The 19,488-nt window shown below is 75.2% G+C and carries 16 protein-coding genes and 1 tRNA gene; 6 read left to right on the top strand and 11 right to left on the bottom strand.

What is annotated here, in order from left to right:
• Positions 1-138 precede the first annotated feature (138 nt).
• Together ASD33_RS33205 and ASD33_RS33200 are read right to left on the bottom strand one after the other, a co-directional pair.
• Positions 139-2,253, bottom strand: coding sequence for an FUSC family protein (locus tag ASD33_RS33205; protein ID WP_056569423.1), 2,115 nt, complete (start codon positions 2,251-2,253; stop codon positions 139-141).
• A 70-nt stretch (positions 2,254-2,323) separates the two neighbouring features.
• The gene (locus tag ASD33_RS33200; protein ID WP_056569421.1) at positions 2,324-3,463 is read right to left on the bottom strand and encodes a DUF2786 domain-containing protein; all 1,140 of its coding nucleotides are present in this window, start codon (positions 3,461-3,463) and stop codon (positions 2,324-2,326) included.
• A 225-nt stretch (positions 3,464-3,688) separates the two neighbouring features.
• Here ASD33_RS33200 and ASD33_RS33195 point away from each other — a divergent pair, with 225 nt between their 5' ends.
• Both ASD33_RS33195 and ASD33_RS33190 read left to right on the top strand, forming a co-directional pair.
• On the top strand, positions 3,689-4,585 hold the full coding sequence (locus ASD33_RS33195; protein ID WP_056569418.1) for an ABC transporter ATP-binding protein: 897 nt from the start codon (positions 3,689-3,691) through the stop codon (positions 4,583-4,585).
• Positions 4,579-6,693: an ABC transporter permease gene (locus tag ASD33_RS33190; protein WP_056569415.1), complete on the top strand. Its 2,115-nt coding sequence runs from the start codon at positions 4,579-4,581 to the stop codon at positions 6,691-6,693. The genes ASD33_RS33195 and ASD33_RS33190 overlap by 7 nt, the downstream gene beginning before the upstream one ends.
• 216 nt (positions 6,694-6,909) lie before the next feature.
• On the opposite strand, the gene ASD33_RS33185 is transcribed toward ASD33_RS33190, so the two are convergent.
• Complete coding sequence (locus ASD33_RS33185; RefSeq protein ID WP_056569688.1) at positions 6,910-7,470, bottom strand: GNAT family protein; 561 nt, start codon at positions 7,468-7,470, stop codon at positions 6,910-6,912.
• A 119-nt stretch (positions 7,471-7,589) separates the two neighbouring features.
• Positions 7,590-8,516, bottom strand: coding sequence for an NADP-dependent oxidoreductase (locus tag ASD33_RS33180; protein ID WP_056569412.1), 927 nt, complete (start codon positions 8,514-8,516; stop codon positions 7,590-7,592).
• Positions 8,517-8,768: 252 nt separating this feature from the next.
• Here ASD33_RS33180 and ASD33_RS33175 point away from each other — a divergent pair, with 252 nt between their 5' ends.
• On the top strand, positions 8,769-10,013 hold the full coding sequence (locus ASD33_RS33175) for a LuxR C-terminal-related transcriptional regulator (protein WP_056569409.1): 1,245 nt from the start codon (positions 8,769-8,771) through the stop codon (positions 10,011-10,013).
• A gap of 102 nt (positions 10,014-10,115) precedes the next feature.
• Positions 10,116-11,807, top strand: coding sequence for a bifunctional 3'-5' exonuclease/DNA polymerase (locus ASD33_RS33170; protein WP_056569407.1), 1,692 nt, complete (start codon positions 10,116-10,118; stop codon positions 11,805-11,807).
• A gap of 59 nt (positions 11,808-11,866) precedes the next feature.
• Here the strand turns inward: ASD33_RS33170 and ASD33_RS33165 are convergent, their stop codons facing one another.
• A complete protein-coding gene (locus ASD33_RS33165; protein WP_056569403.1) occupies positions 11,867-13,177 on the bottom strand; it encodes a hypothetical protein in 1,311 nt (436 codons plus the stop codon).
• Between the two features lie 130 nt (positions 13,178-13,307).
• Entirely contained in the window at positions 13,308-13,817 is a 510-nt protein-coding gene (locus ASD33_RS33160) for a SigE family RNA polymerase sigma factor (RefSeq protein ID WP_056569400.1), read from the bottom strand.
• A gap of 138 nt (positions 13,818-13,955) precedes the next feature.
• On the opposite strand from ASD33_RS33160, the gene ASD33_RS33155 reads away from it, so the two are divergent.
• Together ASD33_RS33155 and ASD33_RS36875 are read left to right on the top strand one after the other, a co-directional pair.
• Positions 13,956-14,339 carry a DUF6479 family protein gene (locus tag ASD33_RS33155; RefSeq protein ID WP_056569398.1) on the top strand — a complete coding sequence of 128 codons (384 nt, stop codon included), beginning with the start codon at positions 13,956-13,958 and terminating at the stop codon, positions 14,337-14,339.
• A 15-nt stretch (positions 14,340-14,354) separates the two neighbouring features.
• Positions 14,355-15,356: a sigma factor-like helix-turn-helix DNA-binding protein gene (locus ASD33_RS36875; RefSeq protein ID WP_056569394.1), complete on the top strand. Its 1,002-nt coding sequence runs from the start codon at positions 14,355-14,357 to the stop codon at positions 15,354-15,356.
• Here the strand turns inward: ASD33_RS36875 and ASD33_RS33145 are convergent.
• The 5 genes from ASD33_RS33145 to ASD33_RS35915 all read right to left on the bottom strand — a co-directional run bounded on the left by ASD33_RS33145 (position 15,277) and on the right by ASD33_RS35915 (position 19,475).
• Positions 15,277-15,963 carry a pyridoxamine 5'-phosphate oxidase family protein gene (locus tag ASD33_RS33145; protein ID WP_056569389.1) on the bottom strand — a complete coding sequence of 229 codons (687 nt, stop codon included), beginning with the start codon at positions 15,961-15,963 and terminating at the stop codon, positions 15,277-15,279. The genes ASD33_RS36875 and ASD33_RS33145 overlap by 80 nt on opposite strands.
• 155 nt (positions 15,964-16,118) lie before the next feature.
• A tRNA-Thr gene (locus ASD33_RS33140) sits at positions 16,119-16,192 on the bottom strand.
• 85 nt (positions 16,193-16,277) lie between these two features.
• Positions 16,278-17,828 (bottom strand): alpha/beta hydrolase, encoded by a 1,551-nt coding sequence (locus ASD33_RS33135; RefSeq protein WP_056569386.1) that lies wholly within the window; start codon positions 17,826-17,828, stop codon positions 16,278-16,280.
• Between the two features lie 123 nt (positions 17,829-17,951).
• Complete coding sequence (locus tag ASD33_RS33130) at positions 17,952-19,154, bottom strand: DNA polymerase III subunit delta' (RefSeq protein WP_056569382.1); 1,203 nt, start codon at positions 19,152-19,154, stop codon at positions 17,952-17,954.
• A gap of 147 nt (positions 19,155-19,301) precedes the next feature.
• Positions 19,302-19,475 (bottom strand): hypothetical protein, encoded by a 174-nt coding sequence (locus ASD33_RS35915; RefSeq protein WP_199863640.1) that lies wholly within the window; start codon positions 19,473-19,475, stop codon positions 19,302-19,304.
• Between the last annotated feature and the right edge of the window lie 13 nt (positions 19,476-19,488).

Genomic DNA, 19,488 nt, shown 5'->3' with positions numbered 1-19,488 from the left:
CATATGCCGATGCATGAGCAGATGCACGTGCACGGGGGGTGGCGTAGCGGCTACGCCACTCAGCGTGCTACCGCCGGGTAGACGGGACCGCACCCGCCCCCACCTGGGTCACCCTACGGCTCCCGATCTTGGAACCCGTCAGTGCCGCCGGGACTCCGTCAGCGCCGTGGTGAGTTCCTCCAGGACGTCGAGGAGCAGCACCGCGCCCTTGTGGAGCAGGAAGTGGTCCGGCGGATCGGCCGACCAGGCCTCGACCGTCTCGCGCAGGTCCTCCCAGTGCGGCTCCCTGCGCTCGCGCACCTCCTTCGCGCCCCGCTCCGTGGCCCGGTGCAGGGCCTCCGCGAGGACCGCCGCGGCGGGTACGGGCGGGGCCCCGCGTTCCGGCACGTGCCCCTCCATGAGCATCGCCACCCGCCCGAACTCCGCGAGCGCGTTGTCGGCCTGCTCCACCGCCGCGTGCGAGAGCCCCCTGTGCCGTACCGGCTCGTGGGTCGCCCGCTCCACCGCCTCCTGCCAGGCGACCCGGGCCGCCCGGGTGTCCAGGAGCGCCTGCCGTACGTCGGGGCCGCCGGTGCCCGCGGGGTCGGCGTACCGCGCGACGACGGCCGCCGCGTACCGGCCGACCGAGGCCAGCCAGTCCGCGAGCCGGCCGCGCAGCCGGGGCGTCTCCCAGGCCGGGTAGACGGCGTACGACAGCATCGCGAGGACCCCGCCGAGCAGGGTCAGCGTCACCCGGTCCCGTACGGTCTGCGTCAGCCCGGCGCCCTCCATGCCGAGCAGGAAGACGACGTACGCGGAGACGAAGACCTGCCCCGCCGCGTACCCGGTGCGCATCAGCAGGTACATCGCGAAGGCGCACAGCACCGCGAGTACGGCCGACAGGTACACGTCCGGGTGCGCCGACTGCACCACCGCCGTCGCCAGCGCGACGCCGACCAGGGTGCCGCCGAAGCGCGCCACCGAGCGCGCGTACGTCTGCGTGAAGTCCGGGCGCATCACCATCACCGAGGCCATCGGCGCCCAGTAGCCGTGCCCGAAGGGCAGCACCGCGCCCAGGAGGTAGCCGGTGGCGGTGACCGCCGAGACCCGGATCGCGTGGCGCAGGATCGGGGAGTCGCGGCGCAGCTCGGCGCGGACCTCGGCGGCGACCACGGGAGTGAGACGGACGAGGGTGGGCCGTTTGCGGGCGGTGTGGGCGGGGGCGTGCGGGGAGACGGCGGCCGTCGCCTCCGTGCCCGACGCGTCCGCCGTCGTGCCCGAGGTCTCCGTCCTCGGATCCGCCGTCTCCACCACGTCGCCGAGCAGCGCGGCGAGGCGGGCGGCCGCGCGGCGGGACGGGCCGGTGAGGATCTCGCTTGTCTCCGGGGTGCGGAGGACGGCGGCGGCGGCCCACGGGAGGTCGACCGGGTCGCCGTGCCGGATCGCGTGCGCGGCGGCGTCCAGGACGGCGCCCGTCGCGGCGAGCAGCTCACGCACGCGCGCGCGTTCCGGCCCTTCCTCCGGGACCCCCACCGCCGGGTCGGCGAGCGAGGCGAGGACCGGGCGGATGCGTTCGGCCAGGCCGCGCGCCCCGTGGAGTTCCGCCGGGCGGCGGCGGGCCTGGCCGGGCGTCACGGCGGCGGCGCTGCGGGCCGTCATCAGCGGTACCGGGTCGAAGGGCGCGACCGGGTCGTGGCGGAGGCGCCGGGCGTAGTCCGCCTCGGCGGCGAGCGCGTCCGCGAGGGCGTCGCGCTGGGCGCCCCAGCGGCGGACGGGGAGCAGGACGACCAGGGCGGCCTGGACGACACCGCCCGCGAAGATCATGGCGGCGTGGCCGGCGGCCGCGGCGACCGAGGTGGGCAGGGTGACCGTGACCAGCATGATCGCCACGTTGGAGGAGGCGATGATGCCGACGGTGGGCCCCGCCGCCCAGATCATCCCCGAGAGGAACGTCCAGAGCAGCAGGAGGGCGAGGAAGAGGACCTCGTGGGCGCCGGTGACGTAGCCGAGGAAGGTCGACACGGCGAGGCTGGCGCCGGAGGCGAGGGCGAGGGTGGGGCGGGGGCGCCAGGAGCGCTGGAAGGTGGCGATGGCCGCCTGGAAGGCTCCGAAGGCGGAGGAGGCGGCGACGGCGGGCCCGAAGAAGGCGAGCGAGAAGCCGACGACCAGGGCGAGCCCGAGCGCCGCGCGGGCGGCGATGACGGGTTCGAGCCGCCGCCGTTCGACGGTGAGTCCGGAACGGGCGGTCTCCCTCAACGCCCGGAGCCAGCTCATGGCCCGAGCGTATCCGCGATCTACCCCGAACCGGGCATTTCACCCATGGGAGAGGGAGGGGAAGGGGAGGCTACTCCGCTCCCCGTACCCCCTTCCGCCCCGGATGCAGGCCCGCCCGGTCCGCCGCCGACGCCCCGTGCGTCCAGCCCTCCTCGTCCCAGGCCGCGCGGACCCGGGCCGTCCGCGTCTCGGGGAACAGTTCGTCCGTGCGGGTGGTGACGGCCAGGTCCCGGGAGGCGAGGGCCGGGAGGAGCGTCGGGGCCTCGGCCGCGACCCGGCGGGAGGTGGCCGCGAGACGGGTGCCGAGCCGGTTCGCGTACGCCAGCAGGAAGGACTGCCGGAAGGACTTCGTGCGCTTGCGTCCGCCGGCCCGCTGCTCCGCCTCCGCCCGCGTCATCGCCGACGTCCCCTGCACGAGCAGCGAGGTGTGGAGCAGTTCCACCGGGTCGAGGTCCGCCTCGAAGCCGACGACCGTCGAGAAGCCGTACGCCTCGTTCCACACGGCCCGGCAGTGGTTCGCCGTCGCCACCGCGTCGAGCAGGATCGCCTTGGCCTGTTCGTACGGCGGCTCCACGCCGATCCGGATCGCGCCCGGCGTCTCCGGCGACGGGGCGCCCGCCGCGAGCGTCGCCTCGTCGAGGCTGTGCCGCGCCATGAGTTCCTGGGCCTTGGCCGTGAGCGCCTCGGCCTCCTCCGGGTAGCCGGTCGCCTCCGCCTTCGCGAGCAGCGCCCTGATCCGGGTGAGCATCCGCGGCTCCCCGGCGGCGGCCGGCGGCAGCGACTCCCCCGGCACGGGGCCGACCGCGTCGAGGCGCGGGAGCCGGACCAGGAGCCGGTACAGCTCCAGGACGGTCGTGGCGTACGAGAAGCGGTCCGTCGGCCGCCCGGGAGCGAAGGCCTGCTCGTCGAGTTCGTCGAGCTGCGGCCGCCAGCGGTGCGGCAGCCGCTCGTAGCGGGCCGTCTCGGTCCTGATCAGGGCGGCGAGGGCCCGGAGGTGCTCGTCCGCCAGGTCGCGGCGCGCGAGGCGTACGACGTCCGCGGGCTGCCAGCCGCGCTCCCACAGCGTCCGTACGAACGCCTCCCCGCGCCGCACCAGTTCCGCGTCGGCCCCCGGGTCGGCGGCCAGCAGCGACGCGGCCGTGTCGAGCGAGCCGTCGTCGCTCGCGTACAGCGCCTCGAAGGCCTTGTCGATGGTGGTGCTGGTGCTCACGCCGTCCTCGTGTCCCGTTCCTCGCGCGCCCGCTCCGCGCAGTCCCCGGTCTTCTCTGTGCTTCTTCGGTCTTCCCGGTCCCCACGATGGTCTCAGCCGCCGTGTCCCGGCCCGCCGCCGCGGGAGGGTTCGCGCGGGCCGTACGGGAGAGGTAGGGCCAGGCATACCCCCCGGACGCCCGCCAGTGGTCGTGATCGGGGGCGGCGGAAACGGTTCGCTTGAGGCATGACCTCGACGACGGCTCCGACCGCCCCGACCGCCCCCTCCGCGGGCACCTCCCCCTCCGCGGGCACCACCGCCGTACGGCTCCGCGGGCTGACCCGCCACCACCGGGAGGTCCGTGCCCTCGACGGCGTCGACCTCGACTTCGCCACCGGGACCTTCACCGCCGTCATGGGCCCCTCGGGCTCCGGCAAGTCCACGCTGCTCCAGTGCGCGGCCGGACTCGACCGGCCCACCGCCGGGCGGGTGGAGGTCGACGGCGTCGCCCTGGAGGGGCTGAGCGAACGGCGGCTGGCCCTGCTGCGGCGGGACCGGATCGGCTTCGTCTTCCAGTCCTTCAACCTGCTGCCCGCCCTGACCGCCGCCCAGAACGTGGCCCTGCCCCTGCGGCTCGCCGGCCGCCGCCCTTCCCGTACGGAGGTGCGGGAGGCGCTGGCGCGCGTCGGGCTCGCGGGGCGGGAGCGGCACCGGCCCGGCGAACTCTCCGGCGGGCAGCAGCAACGGGTCGCCATCGCCCGCGCGTTGATCACCGGCCCGGCCGTCCTCTTCGGCGACGAGCCGACCGGTGCGCTCGACTCGACGACGAGCCGCGAGGTGCTCGACATGCTGCGGGAGCTGGTCGACCGGGACGGCCGGACGATCGTCATGGTCACCCACGACCCGGTGGCGGCGGCCCGCGCGGACCGGGTGGTCTTCCTGGCCGACGGCCGCGTGGCGGGCGAACTGACGTCCCCGACGGTGGAGTCGGTCACGGGCAGGATGACGGCGCTGGAGACGACGGCGGCGGTGACGGGACCGGGGACCGGACCGGTGACCGGACCGGGCGCCCCATGGGTCTCACCCACCCCGGCCACCCTCGCCGGAAACCCCACCACCCCCGCCGGAGGCCCCGCGTGCTGACCGTCGTCCTCTCCGGTCTCCGGGCCCGCTGGGCCTCCTTCCTCGGTGGTTTCCTCGCCCTCGCCCTCGGCGTCGGGCTGCTCGCCACCATGGGGCTCGGCCTCTCCGCCACCTTTCACGCGCCCGAGCGTCCTCCCGAGCGGTTCGCCTCCTCGCCCGTGGTCGTACGGGGCCAGGACCGGCTGACGCTCGACGTGCGGCGCGGGCCCGACACCGTCTCCGTGGCACAGCGGCTCGACCGTCCACAGCCTGTGGACAGAGAACTGCTCCGCGAACTCCGCGCCCACTGGACGGTCACCGCCTCGGGCGGCCCCGACGCCGTCGGTGTCGACGCCCCCGCCGCCGACGTCCGCGCCCTCGTCGGCGACCGCGCCCAGGTCCTCACCGGCGACGACCGCCGGCGCGCCGACCCCGACCCCGAGCGGGACGCCCGGGCGCTCGTCGCCCTCAACGCCCTCCTCGGCACCTCCGGCGGCGTCACCGCCTTCGTCTCCGTCTTCGTCGTCGCCTCCACCTTCGCGTTCGCCGCGGCCCTGCGCCGCCGCGAGTTCGGGCTGCTCCGCACCGCGGGCGCCACCCCCGGGCAGGTCCGCCGCCTGCTGCTCGCCGAGGCCGCCGTGCTCGGCGTGCTCGCCTCCGCCGCCGGGTGCGCGCTGGGCGCCCTGGGCGCGCCCCTGCTCGCCAGGACCCTCGTCGCGCGCGGTCTCGCCCCCGAGTGGTTCGCCGTCGGCGGGGCGGCCTGGCCCTTCCACACCGCCTTCTGGACGGGGGTGACCGTCGCCCTCGCCGGGGCCGCCGCCGCTTCCCGGCGCGCCGGGAAGGTCGGCCCGACGGCGGCGCTCCGCGAAGCCGACGTGGACGCCGACACCCTTCCCGCCGGCCGGGCCGTCCTGGGTACGGCCCTGCTCCTGGCCGGGCTCGGGCTGCTGGCCTGGACGTACGCCACGGACCCGGGCGCGCTGCTCAAGCGGAAGACGTACACGACCCTCCCGATGCTCCTGATCACCGGTGTCGCCCTGCTCTCGCCGCTGCTCGTCGGGCCGGTGGCGCGGCTGCTGCGGGCCCGGGGCGCCGTGGGGACGCTGGTGCGGGAGAACAGCGCCGCGTCCGTACGCCGTACCGCCGCCGTCGCCGCGCCCGTCCTCGTGACCGTGGCGCTGGCGGGGACGCTGTTCGGCTCCGCGACGAGCGTCACGCGCGCGAAGGGCGTCGAGGCGCGGGAGGGGACGGCCGCCGAGTACGTCGCGGCCGGCACGGAGCTGCGGCCGGTGACGGCCCCGCCCGGGGCCGTCGTGTCCCCGACCGGCGCCACCTCCGTCTTCGTACGGGACGGGGCGGAGGCCGTCGTGAAGTACGGGGCGCGGGCGGTCGGCGACCCGGCGGCCTTCGCCGCGCTGGCCCGGCTGCCCGTGGTCGCCGGGGACCTGAGGGACCTCGACGACCGGTCGATCGTCGTCAACGAGGAGTTCGAACGGCACCGGGTCGGCGAGTCCGTCGAGGTCTGGCGCGCGGACGGGACCGGTCCGGTGCGGCTCCGGGTCGCGGCCGTCCTCGCCCTCGGGACCGGCGACAACGGGCCGTACGTCACCCCGGCGAACGCCCCCGGTTCCGCCCTCGACCGGATCGAGGCGCGGGGCGGCGGTACGGCCGCGGTGCGGGCCCTCGAAGGCAGCGGCGGCACCGTCAGGACCGCCGACGCTTGGGCCGACGCCGAACGCCCGGCGAGCGGCAGCCCGCAGACCCGGCTCGGCCTGGTCCTGGTCCTGGGGATCGCCCTCGTCTACACGGTCATCGGCCTCGCCAACACCCTGCTCATGGCGACCTCCGTACGCGGCGGGGAACTGGCCTCGCTGCGGCTGGCCGGTGCCACCCGGGCCCAGATCCTGCGGGTGGTGACGGGGGAGGCGGCGCTCGCCGTCGCGATCGGCACGCTGCTCGGCCTGCTGGTCACGGCCCTCGCCCTGGGCGTCCTGGGAGCGGGCCTCGCCGCCCTCTCGGCCCCGGTGGCCCTGGCCGTGCCGTGGACGACGGTCGGCGCGGCGGCGGGCACCTGCGCGACGGTCGCGGTCGCCGCGTCGGCCCTCCCCGCGTGGCGCATGACGCGCTGAGCGGCGATGGTGGGACGGACGGGGCGGTGACCGGGGTCGGAGCCGGGTCACCGCCCCGCCCGGACGTACGGCGGCGTCGCGCCGGATCGCCCCCGGCGGCGGGGCCGCGTCCACGCGTGCGCGTGGAGACGGACGGGGCGGGGACGCGGGGACACGCGGGTGTGGCACAGGATGCCGGAGCCGGTCCCGGAGGTACGGCTGCCCCGAGCCCCGCCCTCACTCCCCCGACTTGGCCTTCCGCCACTCCCCCGCGAGCACCGACCAGACCTCCTGGTCGTGGAGCCGGCCCCGGTACTCGTAGCTCTCCCTCAGGACCCCGTCCCTGCTCATGCCGAGGCGCCTGGCCACCGCGATGCTGGGCTCGTTGTCGGAGGACACCACCCACTCCACCCGGCGGATCCCGCGCACCTCGATCGCCCAGTCGACGAGCAGCCGCGCCGCCCGGGTGATCAGGCCCTTGCCGACGCCCGCGGGCTCCAGCCAGCAGCCCGCCTCGGCCCGGCCGCCCTTGGTGTCGAGCGTCCGGAGGATCACCGCGCCGACGAGGGTCCCGTCGGACCAGATGCCGTCGATGCGGCCGGTGTCGGCGGCTGTCTTCTCCGCGTAGGCGCGGAGGAAGGCCCGGCTGGACTCCAGGTCCGTGACCACGTCGGGGAGCCCGTTGCGGGCGCCGATGAACTCCCGGCCCCGGTCCATGTGGGCCAGGAACTCATCGGCCTGCCACGGTTCGAGCGGGCGCAGCTCCGCGCCGTCGTCGCCGAGGGGTATCGCGTACATCGTCGTCATCGCCTTCCGGGGTCGGAGCGGGACCGGGCCGCTCACGGCCCGGCGGCGCGGTGATCCTCTCACCCCGGCCGCTCCCCCGGGCCGGTTCACGGGTTCACGGGTTCACAGGATCACGGGATCAGGACCAGCTTGCCCCGCACGTGCCCCGACTCGCTCAACTCCTGCGCCCGGGCGGCCTCCTTCAGGGGGAGCACCTCGGCCAGCCGGACCGTCAGGCTGCCCTCGGCCGCCTGCCGGGCGTGGGACGCGAGCCCGGCCCGTACCGACTCCTCGTCGCCCAGGACACCCGAGAAGACGATCCCGTACCGCTCCGCCTCCGTGTCCGCGATCGTCGCGATCCGCTCCTTCGGGGCGGCGTCCCCGCCGAGGAGTTCGATGGCGACCGGCAGCACCCCGTGGCCGGCGGCGTCGAAGACCGCGTCGACGCCACCGGGGGCGGCGGCCCGGACCCGGTCGGCCAGCCCGTCCCCGTACGCGACCGGGATCGCGCCGAGTTCGCGCAGGTAGGCGTGGTTGGACTCGGACGCGCTGCCGACGACGGTGATCCCGGCGGCGACGGCGAGCTGGACGGCCACCGAGCCGACGACCCCCGCGGCGCCGTGCAGGAACAGCGTCTCGCCCTCCCGTACGCCGATCAGGTCCAGGACGCGCTGCGCGGTCTCGCCGGCGACCGGCAGGCTCGCCGCCGCCTCCCAGGAGAGCCCGGCGGGCTTGGGGGCGACGATCCCGGCGAGGGCGTACTCGGCGTACGCGCCGGTCTTCGTCCAGCCGAGGACCTCGTCGCCGACGGCCACATGGGTCACGCCCTCGCCGACCTCGTCGACGGTGCCGGCGAACTCCAGGCCGGGGACGGCCGGGAAGGTCGTCGGGTAGAACGCCTCGACCCAGCCGTAACGGCGCTTCCAGTCCACCGGGTTGAGGCCGACGGCCGCGACCCGGACGCGCACCTCGCCGGGGCCGGGCTGCGGCACGGCGACGCCCGTCGTGTGGCGCAGCACCTCGGGACCGCCGAACTCCTCGTACACGACCGCTTCCATCTCAGCCTCCACAGTTCCCCGTTGCGACGCACCCGCCCCTCGGCGGTCACGCCGTCGCTTCCCTTTGTCCGAGGCGTCCGCCCTTCGGCGCCACGCCGCCGCTTCCGCCTTCCGGCGTCCCCGTCGTCGCTTCCGCTCTCCGACGTCCCCAAGCCTGCGTCCTCGGCACCCCGCTCCCCGCCCTCCCAACGGCCAGTCCCACCTGTCCGAAAGACCGGCCGCCGCCCGCCCGTTGGCCCGTACGCTGGCCGCATGGACGCGCTCACCCTGACCACCGCGTACGAGATCATCCGGCAGCCGCTCGGCGCGATCCTCCCCAAGGTCTCGGCCGCCCTCGGCCCCCTGATCCCGCACGTCGACGCGGCCGAACTCTCCACCCACTGCGCCCACTCCCCCTTCAAGGCGCTCGGCGGTACGGCGCTGCTCACTTCCGCCGAACTCGCGCCGCTCCTCGCGGCCGGCGTGCCCGGGAGCCCCTGGCAGGGTCCGGCGACGATCGGCGGCCGGACGCGCGAGGTCGTCGCCGTCACCAGCGAGGCGACCCGGCGCGGGGCGGTCCTGGTGCTCGTGCGGGAGGACGGCGCCGCCCCGGCGGGCGAGGCCGAACTGGGTGTCGCGCAGGCCCTGTGGGACCTGGTGTCCGGGCACTTCGACCGGTTCGCGACGGAGGCGGTGCCGGGGGCGCTCGCCCGCTCGCGGGCGGCGGCCGACACCCGGGCCCGGGTGATCGCGGAACTGACCGCCTCGCACACGGCGGCGCTCTCCGGAGTCCTCGGGGTGCTGCGCAGCCGTGCCCTGGACGACACCACGGCCCGGGCCACCGCGACCGACCTGGCCGCCTCGGCGCTGATCGAGATGCGGGCGGAGCAGCGCCGGGACCGGGCCCTCGCGGAGGAGCCCGCCGAGGACGCCTTCGAGCGGCTGGCCGGCGAGCTGCGGCCGATGCTCCGGCACAGCAGGGTCCGCCTCGACCTGGGCGCCCCGGACTCGGCGCGCTCGCTCGCGGCGGACGTGGCGCACAGCGCGCGGGCGATCGTCCGCTCCCTCCTCCTCATCGTGCTCGAACAGGACTCGGTACGGCGGATCCACGTCGGCTGGCAGCTCACCGAGCACGAGCTCCGCGCCTCGGTACGGGACGACGGCGCGGGCGCCCTCGCCCCCTGCGACCTGGGGGCGGGCACGATCCGGGACCGGCTCGACGTGCTCGGCGGGCGGCTCGACATCGACGCGGTGGCCGGCTGGGGCACGACGATCACGGCCGTGATCCCGCTGGCGGCACCGGCCGCGCCGGTCGAGGCCGCGCACCCGCTGACCGGGCTCGGCGAGCGGGAGGTGGAGGTCCTGCGTCATCTGGCCCTCGGCCACCGCAACCGGCGGATCGCGGAGGAGCTGCACATCAGCGAGTCGACGGTGAAGTTCCACGTCGCGAACATCCTGAACAAGCTGGGCGTCGACTCCCGGGGCGAGGCGGCGGCGCTGTTCCACGCGGCGGCGTAGCGGCCGGCCGCCCGGCGCGCACGCGTGCGCGTGGCCCCGGCCCCGCCCGGTCCCCGCCCCGCCTCCGGCCCGCTGTCAGTGCCGGGTGCCAGACTCGCACCCATGAGCGAGAGGTGGGCGCTGGCCGCCGAGGCGGAGGGGGACGGGGCACTGCTCGTCCCCCTCGGCCCCGGCGGGCTGCCCGCCGGGGCGGTCCGGCGCGAGCCGGACTTGGTGGCGGCCGTACGGGACAGGCCCGAGGTGGCCCGCTGGGTGTGGCGGTCGACGGCCGAGGTGTACCCCCGGCTCCTCGCCGCCGGGGTGCGCGTCGAGCGCTGTTACGACATCGAGGACGCCGAGCAGCTGCTCCTGGGCCACGAGGGGCGGCTCGGCGAGCCCCGCTCGGCGGCGGCGGCCTGGGCGCGCCTGCGGGACGCTCCCGTACCGCCCGATCCGCCGCAGCGCGGTGCCGAGCCCGGGTCGCAGGACTCGCTGTTCGAACCGCGCCCGACGGTGTCCGTACCGTTCGACGGGCTCCTCGCGGTCTACGCGGAGCAGCTGCGCCGGCACGACCGGGCGGAGTACCCCGGCCGGATGCGCCTGCTCACGGCGGCCGAGTCGGCGGGGATGCTGGTGGCGGCCGAGATGCACCGGGCCGGGCTGCCGTGGCGGGCGGACGTCCACCGGGACCTGCTGACGGAGCTGCTGGGCGAGCGGTACGCGGGCGGGGGCGAGCCGCGCCGGCTCGCCGAGCTCGCGGACGAGGTGTCGGCGGCCTTCGGGCGCCGGGTCCGGCCGGATCTGCCGGCGGACGTGGTGAAGGCCTTCGCGGGTGCGGGCGTACGGCTGAAGTCCACCCGGCGCTGGGAGTTGGCGGAGGTGGACCACCCGGCGGTGGAGCCGCTGATCGCCTACAAGAAGCTGTACCGGATCTGGACGGCGCACGGCTGGTCGTGGCTCCAGGACTGGGTGCGGGACGGCCGGTTCCGCCCTGAGTACCTGCCCGGGGGCACGGTCAGCGGGCGCTGGACGACCAACGGCGGCGGGGCCCTGCAGATCCCGAAGGTGATCCGGCGGGCGGTGGTCGCGGACCCGGGCTGGCGGCTGGTGGTCGCGGACGCCGACCAGATGGAGCCGCGGGTGCTCGCCGCGATCTCCCGGGACCCGGGGCTGATGGAGGTCGCGGGGCACCCGGACGACCTGTACACCCGGCTCTCGGACCGGGCCTTCTCCGGCGACCGCGACCACGCCAAGATCGCGCTCCTGGGCGCGATCTACGGCCAGACCAGCGGCGACGGCCTGAAGAACCTGGCGGCGCTGCGGCGGCGCTTCCCGCGCGCGGTGGCCTATGTCGACGAGGCGGCGAAGGCGGGCGAGGAGGGCCGGCTCGTACGGACCTGGCTGGGCCGGACCAGCCCGCGGGCGGCGGGGGCGGGCGAGGACGAGGAGGCGGGCCTGCCGCAGGAGGGCGGCGAACCGGCGGTGGCGGAGGCCGAGTTCACCCCCGGGTACGCCTCGGGGAACGCGCGGGCGCGCGGCCGGTTCACCCGTAACTTCGTGGTGCAGGGCAGCGCGGCCGACTGGGCGCTGCTGATGCTCGCGGCGCTGCGGCGCTCACTCGCCGGGATGCGGGCGGAGCTGGTGTTCTTCCAGCACGACGAGGTGATCGTGCACTGTCCGGCGGAGGAGGCGGAGGCGGTGACGGCGGCGATCGGAGCGGCGGGGGACGAGGCGGGCCGGATCGCGTTCGGGGAGACGCCGGTGCGGTTCCCGTTCACGACGGCGACGGTGGAGCGGTACGCGGACGCGAAGTAGGCGGCGAGCCGGGGCCGGGGCAGCTGGCTGCTGCCCCGGCCCCGGCCCCCCGCCACGTCTCAGGGGCGGCGAGGCCCGTTCGTCATGGGCAGCGTGTGCCACCTCTGGCTCAGCGCGATCGTCTTCAGCTGCTCCATGGTGAGCGCGGGCTCGGCGCGCGTGGCGGCCTCGTGCTGCGCCGGGGAGTTGAAGCCGGAGACGACGACCCGGAAGCCGTCGGGGGTGATGGTGTCGACGTTCCACCAGACGACTCCGGCGCCACCCTTCTCGCCGGGCTGCTGGGTGGCCCGGACCATACGGCCGTCGGGCAGCGTGACGACGTCCCCGCCGCCGAAGAGGTCCGCGATCAGCGCGCGGGAGCCGGGCTGGACGTCGACCCCGACGAGGCTCGCCCCCTTGCCGTCGTCGACGACGACGTAGCCGTGGCTGTCCTCGCCGCCCTTGCTCCGCACCGTGAGGCCCTGGGGCAGGAGGGAACGCAGGGTGTCCCGGACGGCGGTGCCGGTGGGCTCGGGGTGCTGCTCGGGCCTGCCGTTGCCGCCCGGCTTCTTCGGGAGGGTGGGCAGCTGCGCGAGCAGCGGGCCCCAGGCGTCGGTCGTGACGAGGCTCTTGAGCTGGGCCGGGGTGAGCGGCGGGTTCGGGCGGCTGATCGGGGCGCCCTTCTCGGCGGCTGCGTTGTACTCGCTCGCGTCGATGAGGAAGCCGTCCTTGGTGAGCAGGACCGCGCGCCAGCTCTTGGTCTCCTCGCGCTTGTCGGGGTACTCGTACCCCTGGAGGATCATGAGGCGGGAGCCGTTCGGCAGGTTCTGGGTCGTGCAGTCGTCGAAGGGGACGGCGACCTCGTCGGGGCAGGCGACCCGGCCCTCGCCGGCCTCGCCGCTGCCGGAGGCGCGGTAGAGGCCGACACTGACGGCGGCCTTGCCGTTCCCGTCGTCGAAGACGCCGGCCACGGCCTGGCCCGAGCCGTTGAGGTCGCCGAAGTCCCACGTGCCCTGCGGGCTGTGGGCCTTGAGGACCGCGGCGATGTCCTTCACCGGGATCTCCGCGGTGCCGCCCGGCCGCTTCGGGGAGTCGGCGGAGCCGTGGGCCGAGCTCGGCTGCGGGGGCGCGGCCACGGACGCCTTGTCCGGGGACGCGGCCGGGCCGAGCAGCGAGCCGCCGTAGACGCCGCCGATGCCGACGGCGGCGAGGGCGAGGACACCGCCGGTCACGGCGAGCCGGCGGCGGACCAGACGGCGACGGCCGCGCCGGATCCCGCCCTCGGCCAGCTCGCGCCGGTCGTCGGCGGCGAAGATGTCGCCGGTGCCGCGCAGGACCGCGCCGAGTTCCTCTTCGAACCCCTCGTGCTGGGGGCCTTCGTTCTGGGGCATGTCGAATTCACCGTCTCCGGTCGATGGATGGCGGAAGTCTGGAAGGAACGGGGCCGACGGGCCCCGAAGCGGGTGGGTCGGCGGGCCGCGGGCCGGGGGGTTCCGCGGCCGGGGGCCCGAAGACGGCGGGTCAGCGGGTCGCGAACTCGCTGATGCTGCCGCCGAGTCGTTGCCGCAGCTTCGCGAGCGCCCGAACCGATCGGGTGCGTACCGCGGCGGAGCTGACGTGCAGGGCGTGGGCGGTCTCGTCGATGCTGCGGTCCTCCCAGTAGCGCAGCACCACGACCGCCCGGTCCTTGGGCGCGAGTCCGGCGAGCGCGTCGAGCAGCGCGATCCTGAGCGCCGGGTCCGTGCCGCCGTCGGGGACGCGGTCGGGCAGTTCGCCCAGCGGACGCTCGGTCGCGGAGCGGCGCCGCTGATGACTGAGGAAGGTGCGGACGAGGACGGTCTGGGCGTAGGCGGCGGGGTTGTCGATCCGTGCCATGCGGCCCCAGAGGGCGTACATCCGGCCGAGGGTCTCCTGTGTGAGGTCCTCGGCGAGATGGGTGTCGCCGCTGGTCAGCAGGCATGCCGATCGGAACAGGTGCCCCGAGCGGGCGGAGGCGAACTCCAGGAACTGGTCCGCGCGGGTCTTTCTCATGCCCCTCCTTTCCCTCGGTCACGTGGGGTGGTCGTCGTACACCTCATTGACGCGACGGGGGCCGGGGAATGTTTCAAGATTCTTCAGGTGTCTTCGCCGGATGCGTCCAAAGGGGGCCAAAACGGGTAATCCTGGAGTATGAACACTCTCAGCACAGCACAGACGCTGGCCGCAGGAGTCTGGCAGTCAGGCCTCGGGCAGGTCATCGGCGGCCTCGTACTGGTCGCCGTACTGATCGCGGCGGTCTGGCTGGGCTTCCGGGTCCGCGACCGCGAATCCCGGACCCCCAAGCCGGACGAACAGCCGCACCGGCCGGAGACGGACCGGCTGCCCGGCGAGATGTCCGAGTACCGCAAGCCGGCCGAGATGCCGCAGACGGACGGCGAGCACCGGCTCATGCCGTACCAGCTGAAGGAATCGGGGACGGAGACGTCGACCGACCCGCCGACCGAGGAGAAGCGCAAGTGGGGCGGGATCTCCAGCGGCGGCTTCGGCAGCGGAGGCACCGGGCACGGCGACTGACGGAGGTCATCCCCCGTGGACGCGCACGAGGACGCCGCCTTCGAGGAGAACGGGCCGCGCCTGAGGGAGATCGCCCACCACCTGCTCGGCACGAGGACGGAGGCGGAGGGGGCGGTGGCGACCGCGAGAAGGACGTGGCGGGCGGGCGCCGGTGAGGTCGGCCGGCGCCCGGTCGGCCATGAGGACGGGGCCGACGCCCCCGCCGGTCCCGATACCCCTGGCGCCCCCGCCGATCCCGACGGTCCCGATACCCCTGGCACCCCAGCCGCCCCCGCCGATCCCACGGCGGCGGTGGCCCGCGTCTGCCTGGCGGAACTCCGCTCCCGGGAGAGACACCGCACGCACCCATGGGACCCGTGGGACCCCTGGGACCCCACGGCGACGGCCGACGCATACATGACGCCGCCCCCCGAGGAACGCACGCTCTTCACCGCCCTCAACCGCCTGACTCCCACCGAGCGGGTGGCGTACGTCCTCCACGACCTCTTCTCCGTGCCGTACGAGGAGATCGCCCCGGTCCTGGAACGCCCGCCGGCCGTCGCCCGCCGGCTCGCCTCGCGGGCCCGCTACCGGGTGCGGGAGGCGGAGGAGATGCCGCAGCGGGACCTGCCGCGCCAGCGGAAGGTCGTGGAGGCCTTCCTGACGGCGGCACGCGACGGCGACTCGGCCGCGCTGCGGGCGCTCCTCGACCCGGAGGTGGTGCTGCGCACGGACGCGGCCGACGGCGGGATCACGGCGACGGGGGCGCACGGCCCGGGGCCGGTGGCCGAGGCCGTCGCCGCTCCGGCGAGCACGGCCCGCCCGGCCCTGGTGGACGGGGCGGCCGGCCTGCTCGCGGACCCGGGGCTCGTCCTCGGCTTCACGGTCCTGGAGGGCCGGATCACCGCGATCGACCTGCTGTCGGACGAGGAGCACCTGAGCCGGCTGGACGTCCGGCTCACTCCCCCAGGGGGCGCCCCGCGCGAGAGGCGACATGAGCGGGCGGAAGGACGTCCGCCGGAAGCACCGGATCGTTGACGGGCTCACCGAAGGTGGTGACGACGGGCAGCACGCCGGCCCACAGCCCGAGGGCCGCGTCCTCGGAGTCCCCGTCGTCCGGCGGACCGATCCGGGTCTTCACGGAGGCCTCGGTCAGATCGAGCGCGAGCAGCGCGGTCGCGGCCAGTTCCTTGCGGTTGGGCTGCCGCACGTACTCCCACTGCCCCGGCGAGCTCTGCTCGGTGAGCGCCCGGAGGCCCCGCAGCTTCTCGTCCGGATCGGTGACGAGCCGGGGCACGCCGTAGATCATCGCGCAGCGGTAGTTGACGCTGTGCTCGAAGACGGAACGGGCGAGCACGAGCCCGTCGACATGGGTGACGGTGACGCAGACGGTGCTGTCGGGCGCCTGGACGAGACTGCGGCTGGCGACGGAGCCGTGCAGGTACAACTGCCCGTCCTCCACGCCGTACGCGGTGGGCACGACCATCGGCGCCCCCTCGACGACCACCCCGAGATGACAGAGGAACCCGGCGGCGAGCACGGCGTCGAGATCGTCCCGCCGATGACTCCCCTGCTCCCGGATCCGCCGCAACCGGGTCCGCTCGGTGACCACCAACGCGTCCCCGCCCACACCACTGCCGTCCATACCGCTCCCCCTGGGACCGAAGAAAACCCACAAGATCGTCCCAGAAAGCCCCGGCCCCCGCCCTCGGAGTCCAGTCCCCGAGAAGGGGCTCGCTCCCCGCGCCCAGGGCATGAAAAAACCCCAGGTCACGGCGAGTGAGTCCTGGGGTGATTCCGAGCCGCCTTCGGGATTCGAACCCGAGACCTACGCATTACGAGTGCGTTGCTCTGGCCAACTGAGCTAAGGCGGCGCGCCGCGCGAACCCATGGTGGGTGCAGCAGCGTCGCCAAGTCTACACAGTTTCGGGGAGTGCTCCGACCACCCCCCGAAGGGGCCTATGAGCAGCGCTTTCCCTCGCTCGGCGGGGTGCCTTCCAGGAGGTAGGTGTTGATCGCCGTGTCGATGCAGTCGCTGCCCCGGCCGTAGGCCGTGTGGCCGTCGCCCTCGTAGGTGAGGAGGGTGCCGGAGGAGAGCTGGCCGGCGAGGGAGACGGCCCACTTGTACGGGGTCGCCGGGTCGCGGGTGGTGCCGACGACGAGGATCGGGGCGGCGCCCTCGGCGGTGATGCGGTGGGGGCGGCCGGTGGCCGGGGTCGGCCAGGAGGTGCAGTTGAGGGCGGCCCAGGCGAGGCCCTCGCCGAAGATCGGGGAGGCCTTCTCGAAGGACGGGACGGCCTTCTCGACGTCGGCGGGGCCGGTGTAGGCGGGCGGCAGGTCGAGGCAGTTCACGGCGGCGTTGGCGAACATGAGGTTGGCGTACGTGCCGTCCGCCTCGCGCTCGTAGTAGCTGTCCGCGAGGGCGAGCAGGCCCGAGCCGTCGCCGCCCATCGCCCGGGTGAGGGCCTCGCGCAGCTGGGGCCAGGCGCCCTCGTCGTACATCGCCGCGATCACGCCGGTGGTCGCCAGCGACTCGCCGAGCGGGCGGCTCTCGCCGGTGGGTACGGGCTCGGCGTCCACGTCGGCGAAGAACTTCTTCAGCGCCTTGCCCGCCGCCTCCACCGACCCCGTGCCGAGCGGGCAGTCCGGCCTGCCGACGCAGTCGGCGGCGAAGGCGCGGAAGGAGGTCTCGAAGCCGGCCGTCTGGTCGCGGTTCAGGTCCAGCGCCGGGAGCGAGGGGTCCATCGCCCCGTCGAGGACGAGGCGGCCGGCCCGGGCCGGGAACAGTTCGGCGTAGGTGGCGCCGAGGAAGGTGCCGTAGGACGCGCCCACGTAGTTCAGCTTCTCGTCGCCCAGCACCGCCCGCAGGATGTCCATGTCGCGGGCCGTCTCCACCGTCGAGACGTGCGGGAGGATCTTCCCCGACTTCTTCTCGCAGCCGGCCGCGAAGTCCTCGAAGGCCGCGCCGAGGGCGTCGATCTCCGCCGTGTCGTCGGGGGTCTGGTCGACCTGGGTGTACGTGTCCATCTGCGGGCCCGTCAGGCATTCCACGGGCTCGCTGCGGGCCACTCCGCGCGGGTCGACGGCCACCATGTCGTAGCGCGCGCGGACCGGGGCGGGGTAGCCGATGCCCGCGTACCCCTGGAGGTAGCCGACGGCCGAGCCGCCGGGGCCGCCGGGGTTGACCAGGAGCGAGCCGAGCCGCTTGCCGGGGCCGGTCGCCCTGACCCGGGACACGGCGAGGTCGATGTCCCCGGCGTCCGGCTTCGCGTAGTCCAGCGGGGCGCGCAGGGTGGCGCACTGGAAGGTGGCGACTCCGCAGTCCCGCCACTTCAGCTTCTGCCCGTAGTACTTCGCCAGCGCCTGGGGCGAGGACGAGGGGGCGGCCGCCGGAAGCACCGACGTGGTGCGGGGCGCCGCCGCGTCGCTTCCGCCCGAGCAGCCGGAGAGGATCAGCCCGGCGGCCGCGAGGGCCGTGGCGGAGGTACGGAGCAAACGCCTGGAGTCCATCCCCGGAGCGTATCCGGACCGGTACGGACCGTGTCCAATCGCCGTTCCCGGCCGACCGGGGGCGAAGAGGGGCATCGGGTCGGCCCCCGGGGGCGCCGTCGCGTCGGCCCCGGCACCGTCCCGTCAGCCCCGCAGCGCCATCGTCATCGCCTCCACCGCGAGCAGCGGCGCCACGTTCCGGTCGAGGGCCTCGCGGCAGGCGAGGATCGCCTCGATGCGGCGCAGGGTGCGCTCCGGGGTGGTGTCGCGGGCGATGCCCTCGACCGCGTCCCGCACGTCCGTGTTGGCGAGGGGCGAGCGCGAGCGCAGCTGGAGCGCGAGCACATCGCGGTAGAAGCCGGTCAGGTCCGTGAGGGCGAGGTCCAGGCTGTCGCGCTGGGTTCGCGTTCTGCGGCGCTTCTGCCGCTCCTCCAGTTCCTTCATCGCCCCGGCCGTGCCGCGCGGCATCCGCCCGCCCTGCGACGCGCCGAGGGCGGCCTTCAGCTCCTCGGTCTCCTTGACGTCGACCTCCTCCGCGACCTGCTTCGCGTCCTCCGCCGCCGCGTCCACCAGCTCCTGGGCGGCCTTCAGACAGCCGCCGACGTCCCCGACCCGCAGCGGCAGCTTGAGGACGACGGACCGGCGGGCGCGGGCCCGCTCGTCGGTGGCGAGCCTGCGGGCCCGGTCGATGTGGCCCTGGGTGGCGCGGGCGGCGGCCTGCGCGACCTCCGGTTCGACGCCGTCGCGCCGTACGAGCACGTCGGCCACCGCCTCCACCGGCGGGGTGCGCAGGGTCAGGTGGCGGCAGCGGGAGCGGATCGTCGGCAGCACGTCCTCCAGGGAGGGCGCGCAGAGCAGCCAGACCGTGCGCGGCGCGGGTTCCTCGACGGCCTTCAGGAGCACGTTGCCCGCGCCCTCGGTGAGCCGGTCGGCGTCCTCCAGGACGATGACCTGCCAGCGGCCGCCGGCCGGTGAGAGCTGGGCCCGCCGGACGAGCTCGCGGGTCTCCTTCACACCGATGGACAGCAGGTCCGTACGGACGATCTCGACGTCCGCGTGGGTGCCGACGAGCGTCGTGTGGCAGCCGTCGCAGAAGCCGCAGCCCGGGGCGCCGCCGAGGGCGCGGTCGGGGCTCACGCACTGGAGCGCGGCCGCGAACGCCCGCGCCGCCGTGGCCCGTCCCGACCCCGGCGGGCCGGTGAAGAGCCAGGCGTGGGTCATCTTCGAGGCCTCGGGCGGGGGGCCGCCGGCGGCATGGGCGGTCACGAGCGCGTCGGCGTCCCGCGCGGCCGCGGAGAGCTGCTCCTCGACGCGCGTCTGTCCGACCAGGTCGTCCCATACGGCCATGTCTGCCCCTCCTCAGGTACGCCCTCCATTGTGGGGCAGGCGTCTGACAACCCCCGCCGGAGGACGGGGACGCGGACCAGGACCCGGACTCGGACTCGGACCAGGGCTCGGTCCCGGACGGGGACGCGGACCCGGAGGAGCCCGGCGTCAGGCCTCCCGGCGGGAGCGGGTGAGCCACAGGCCGACCGCCGAGCCGAGCACCGCCGCGCCCGTGCAGACGCTCGCGACGACCTGGCCGGCGCCGGTCAGGCTGGTGAAGGTGTTGACGTAGACGTTGACGAGGACGCTCGCCACGAACATCAGCCAGAGCACGAAACGCATGGGAACTCCCGGA

This window comes from Streptomyces sp. Root1304 (genome assembly GCF_001426405.1).
GTDB lineage: Bacteria > Actinomycetota > Actinomycetes > Streptomycetales > Streptomycetaceae > Streptomyces.
This window is presented reverse-complemented; position numbering and strand designations above follow the sequence as displayed.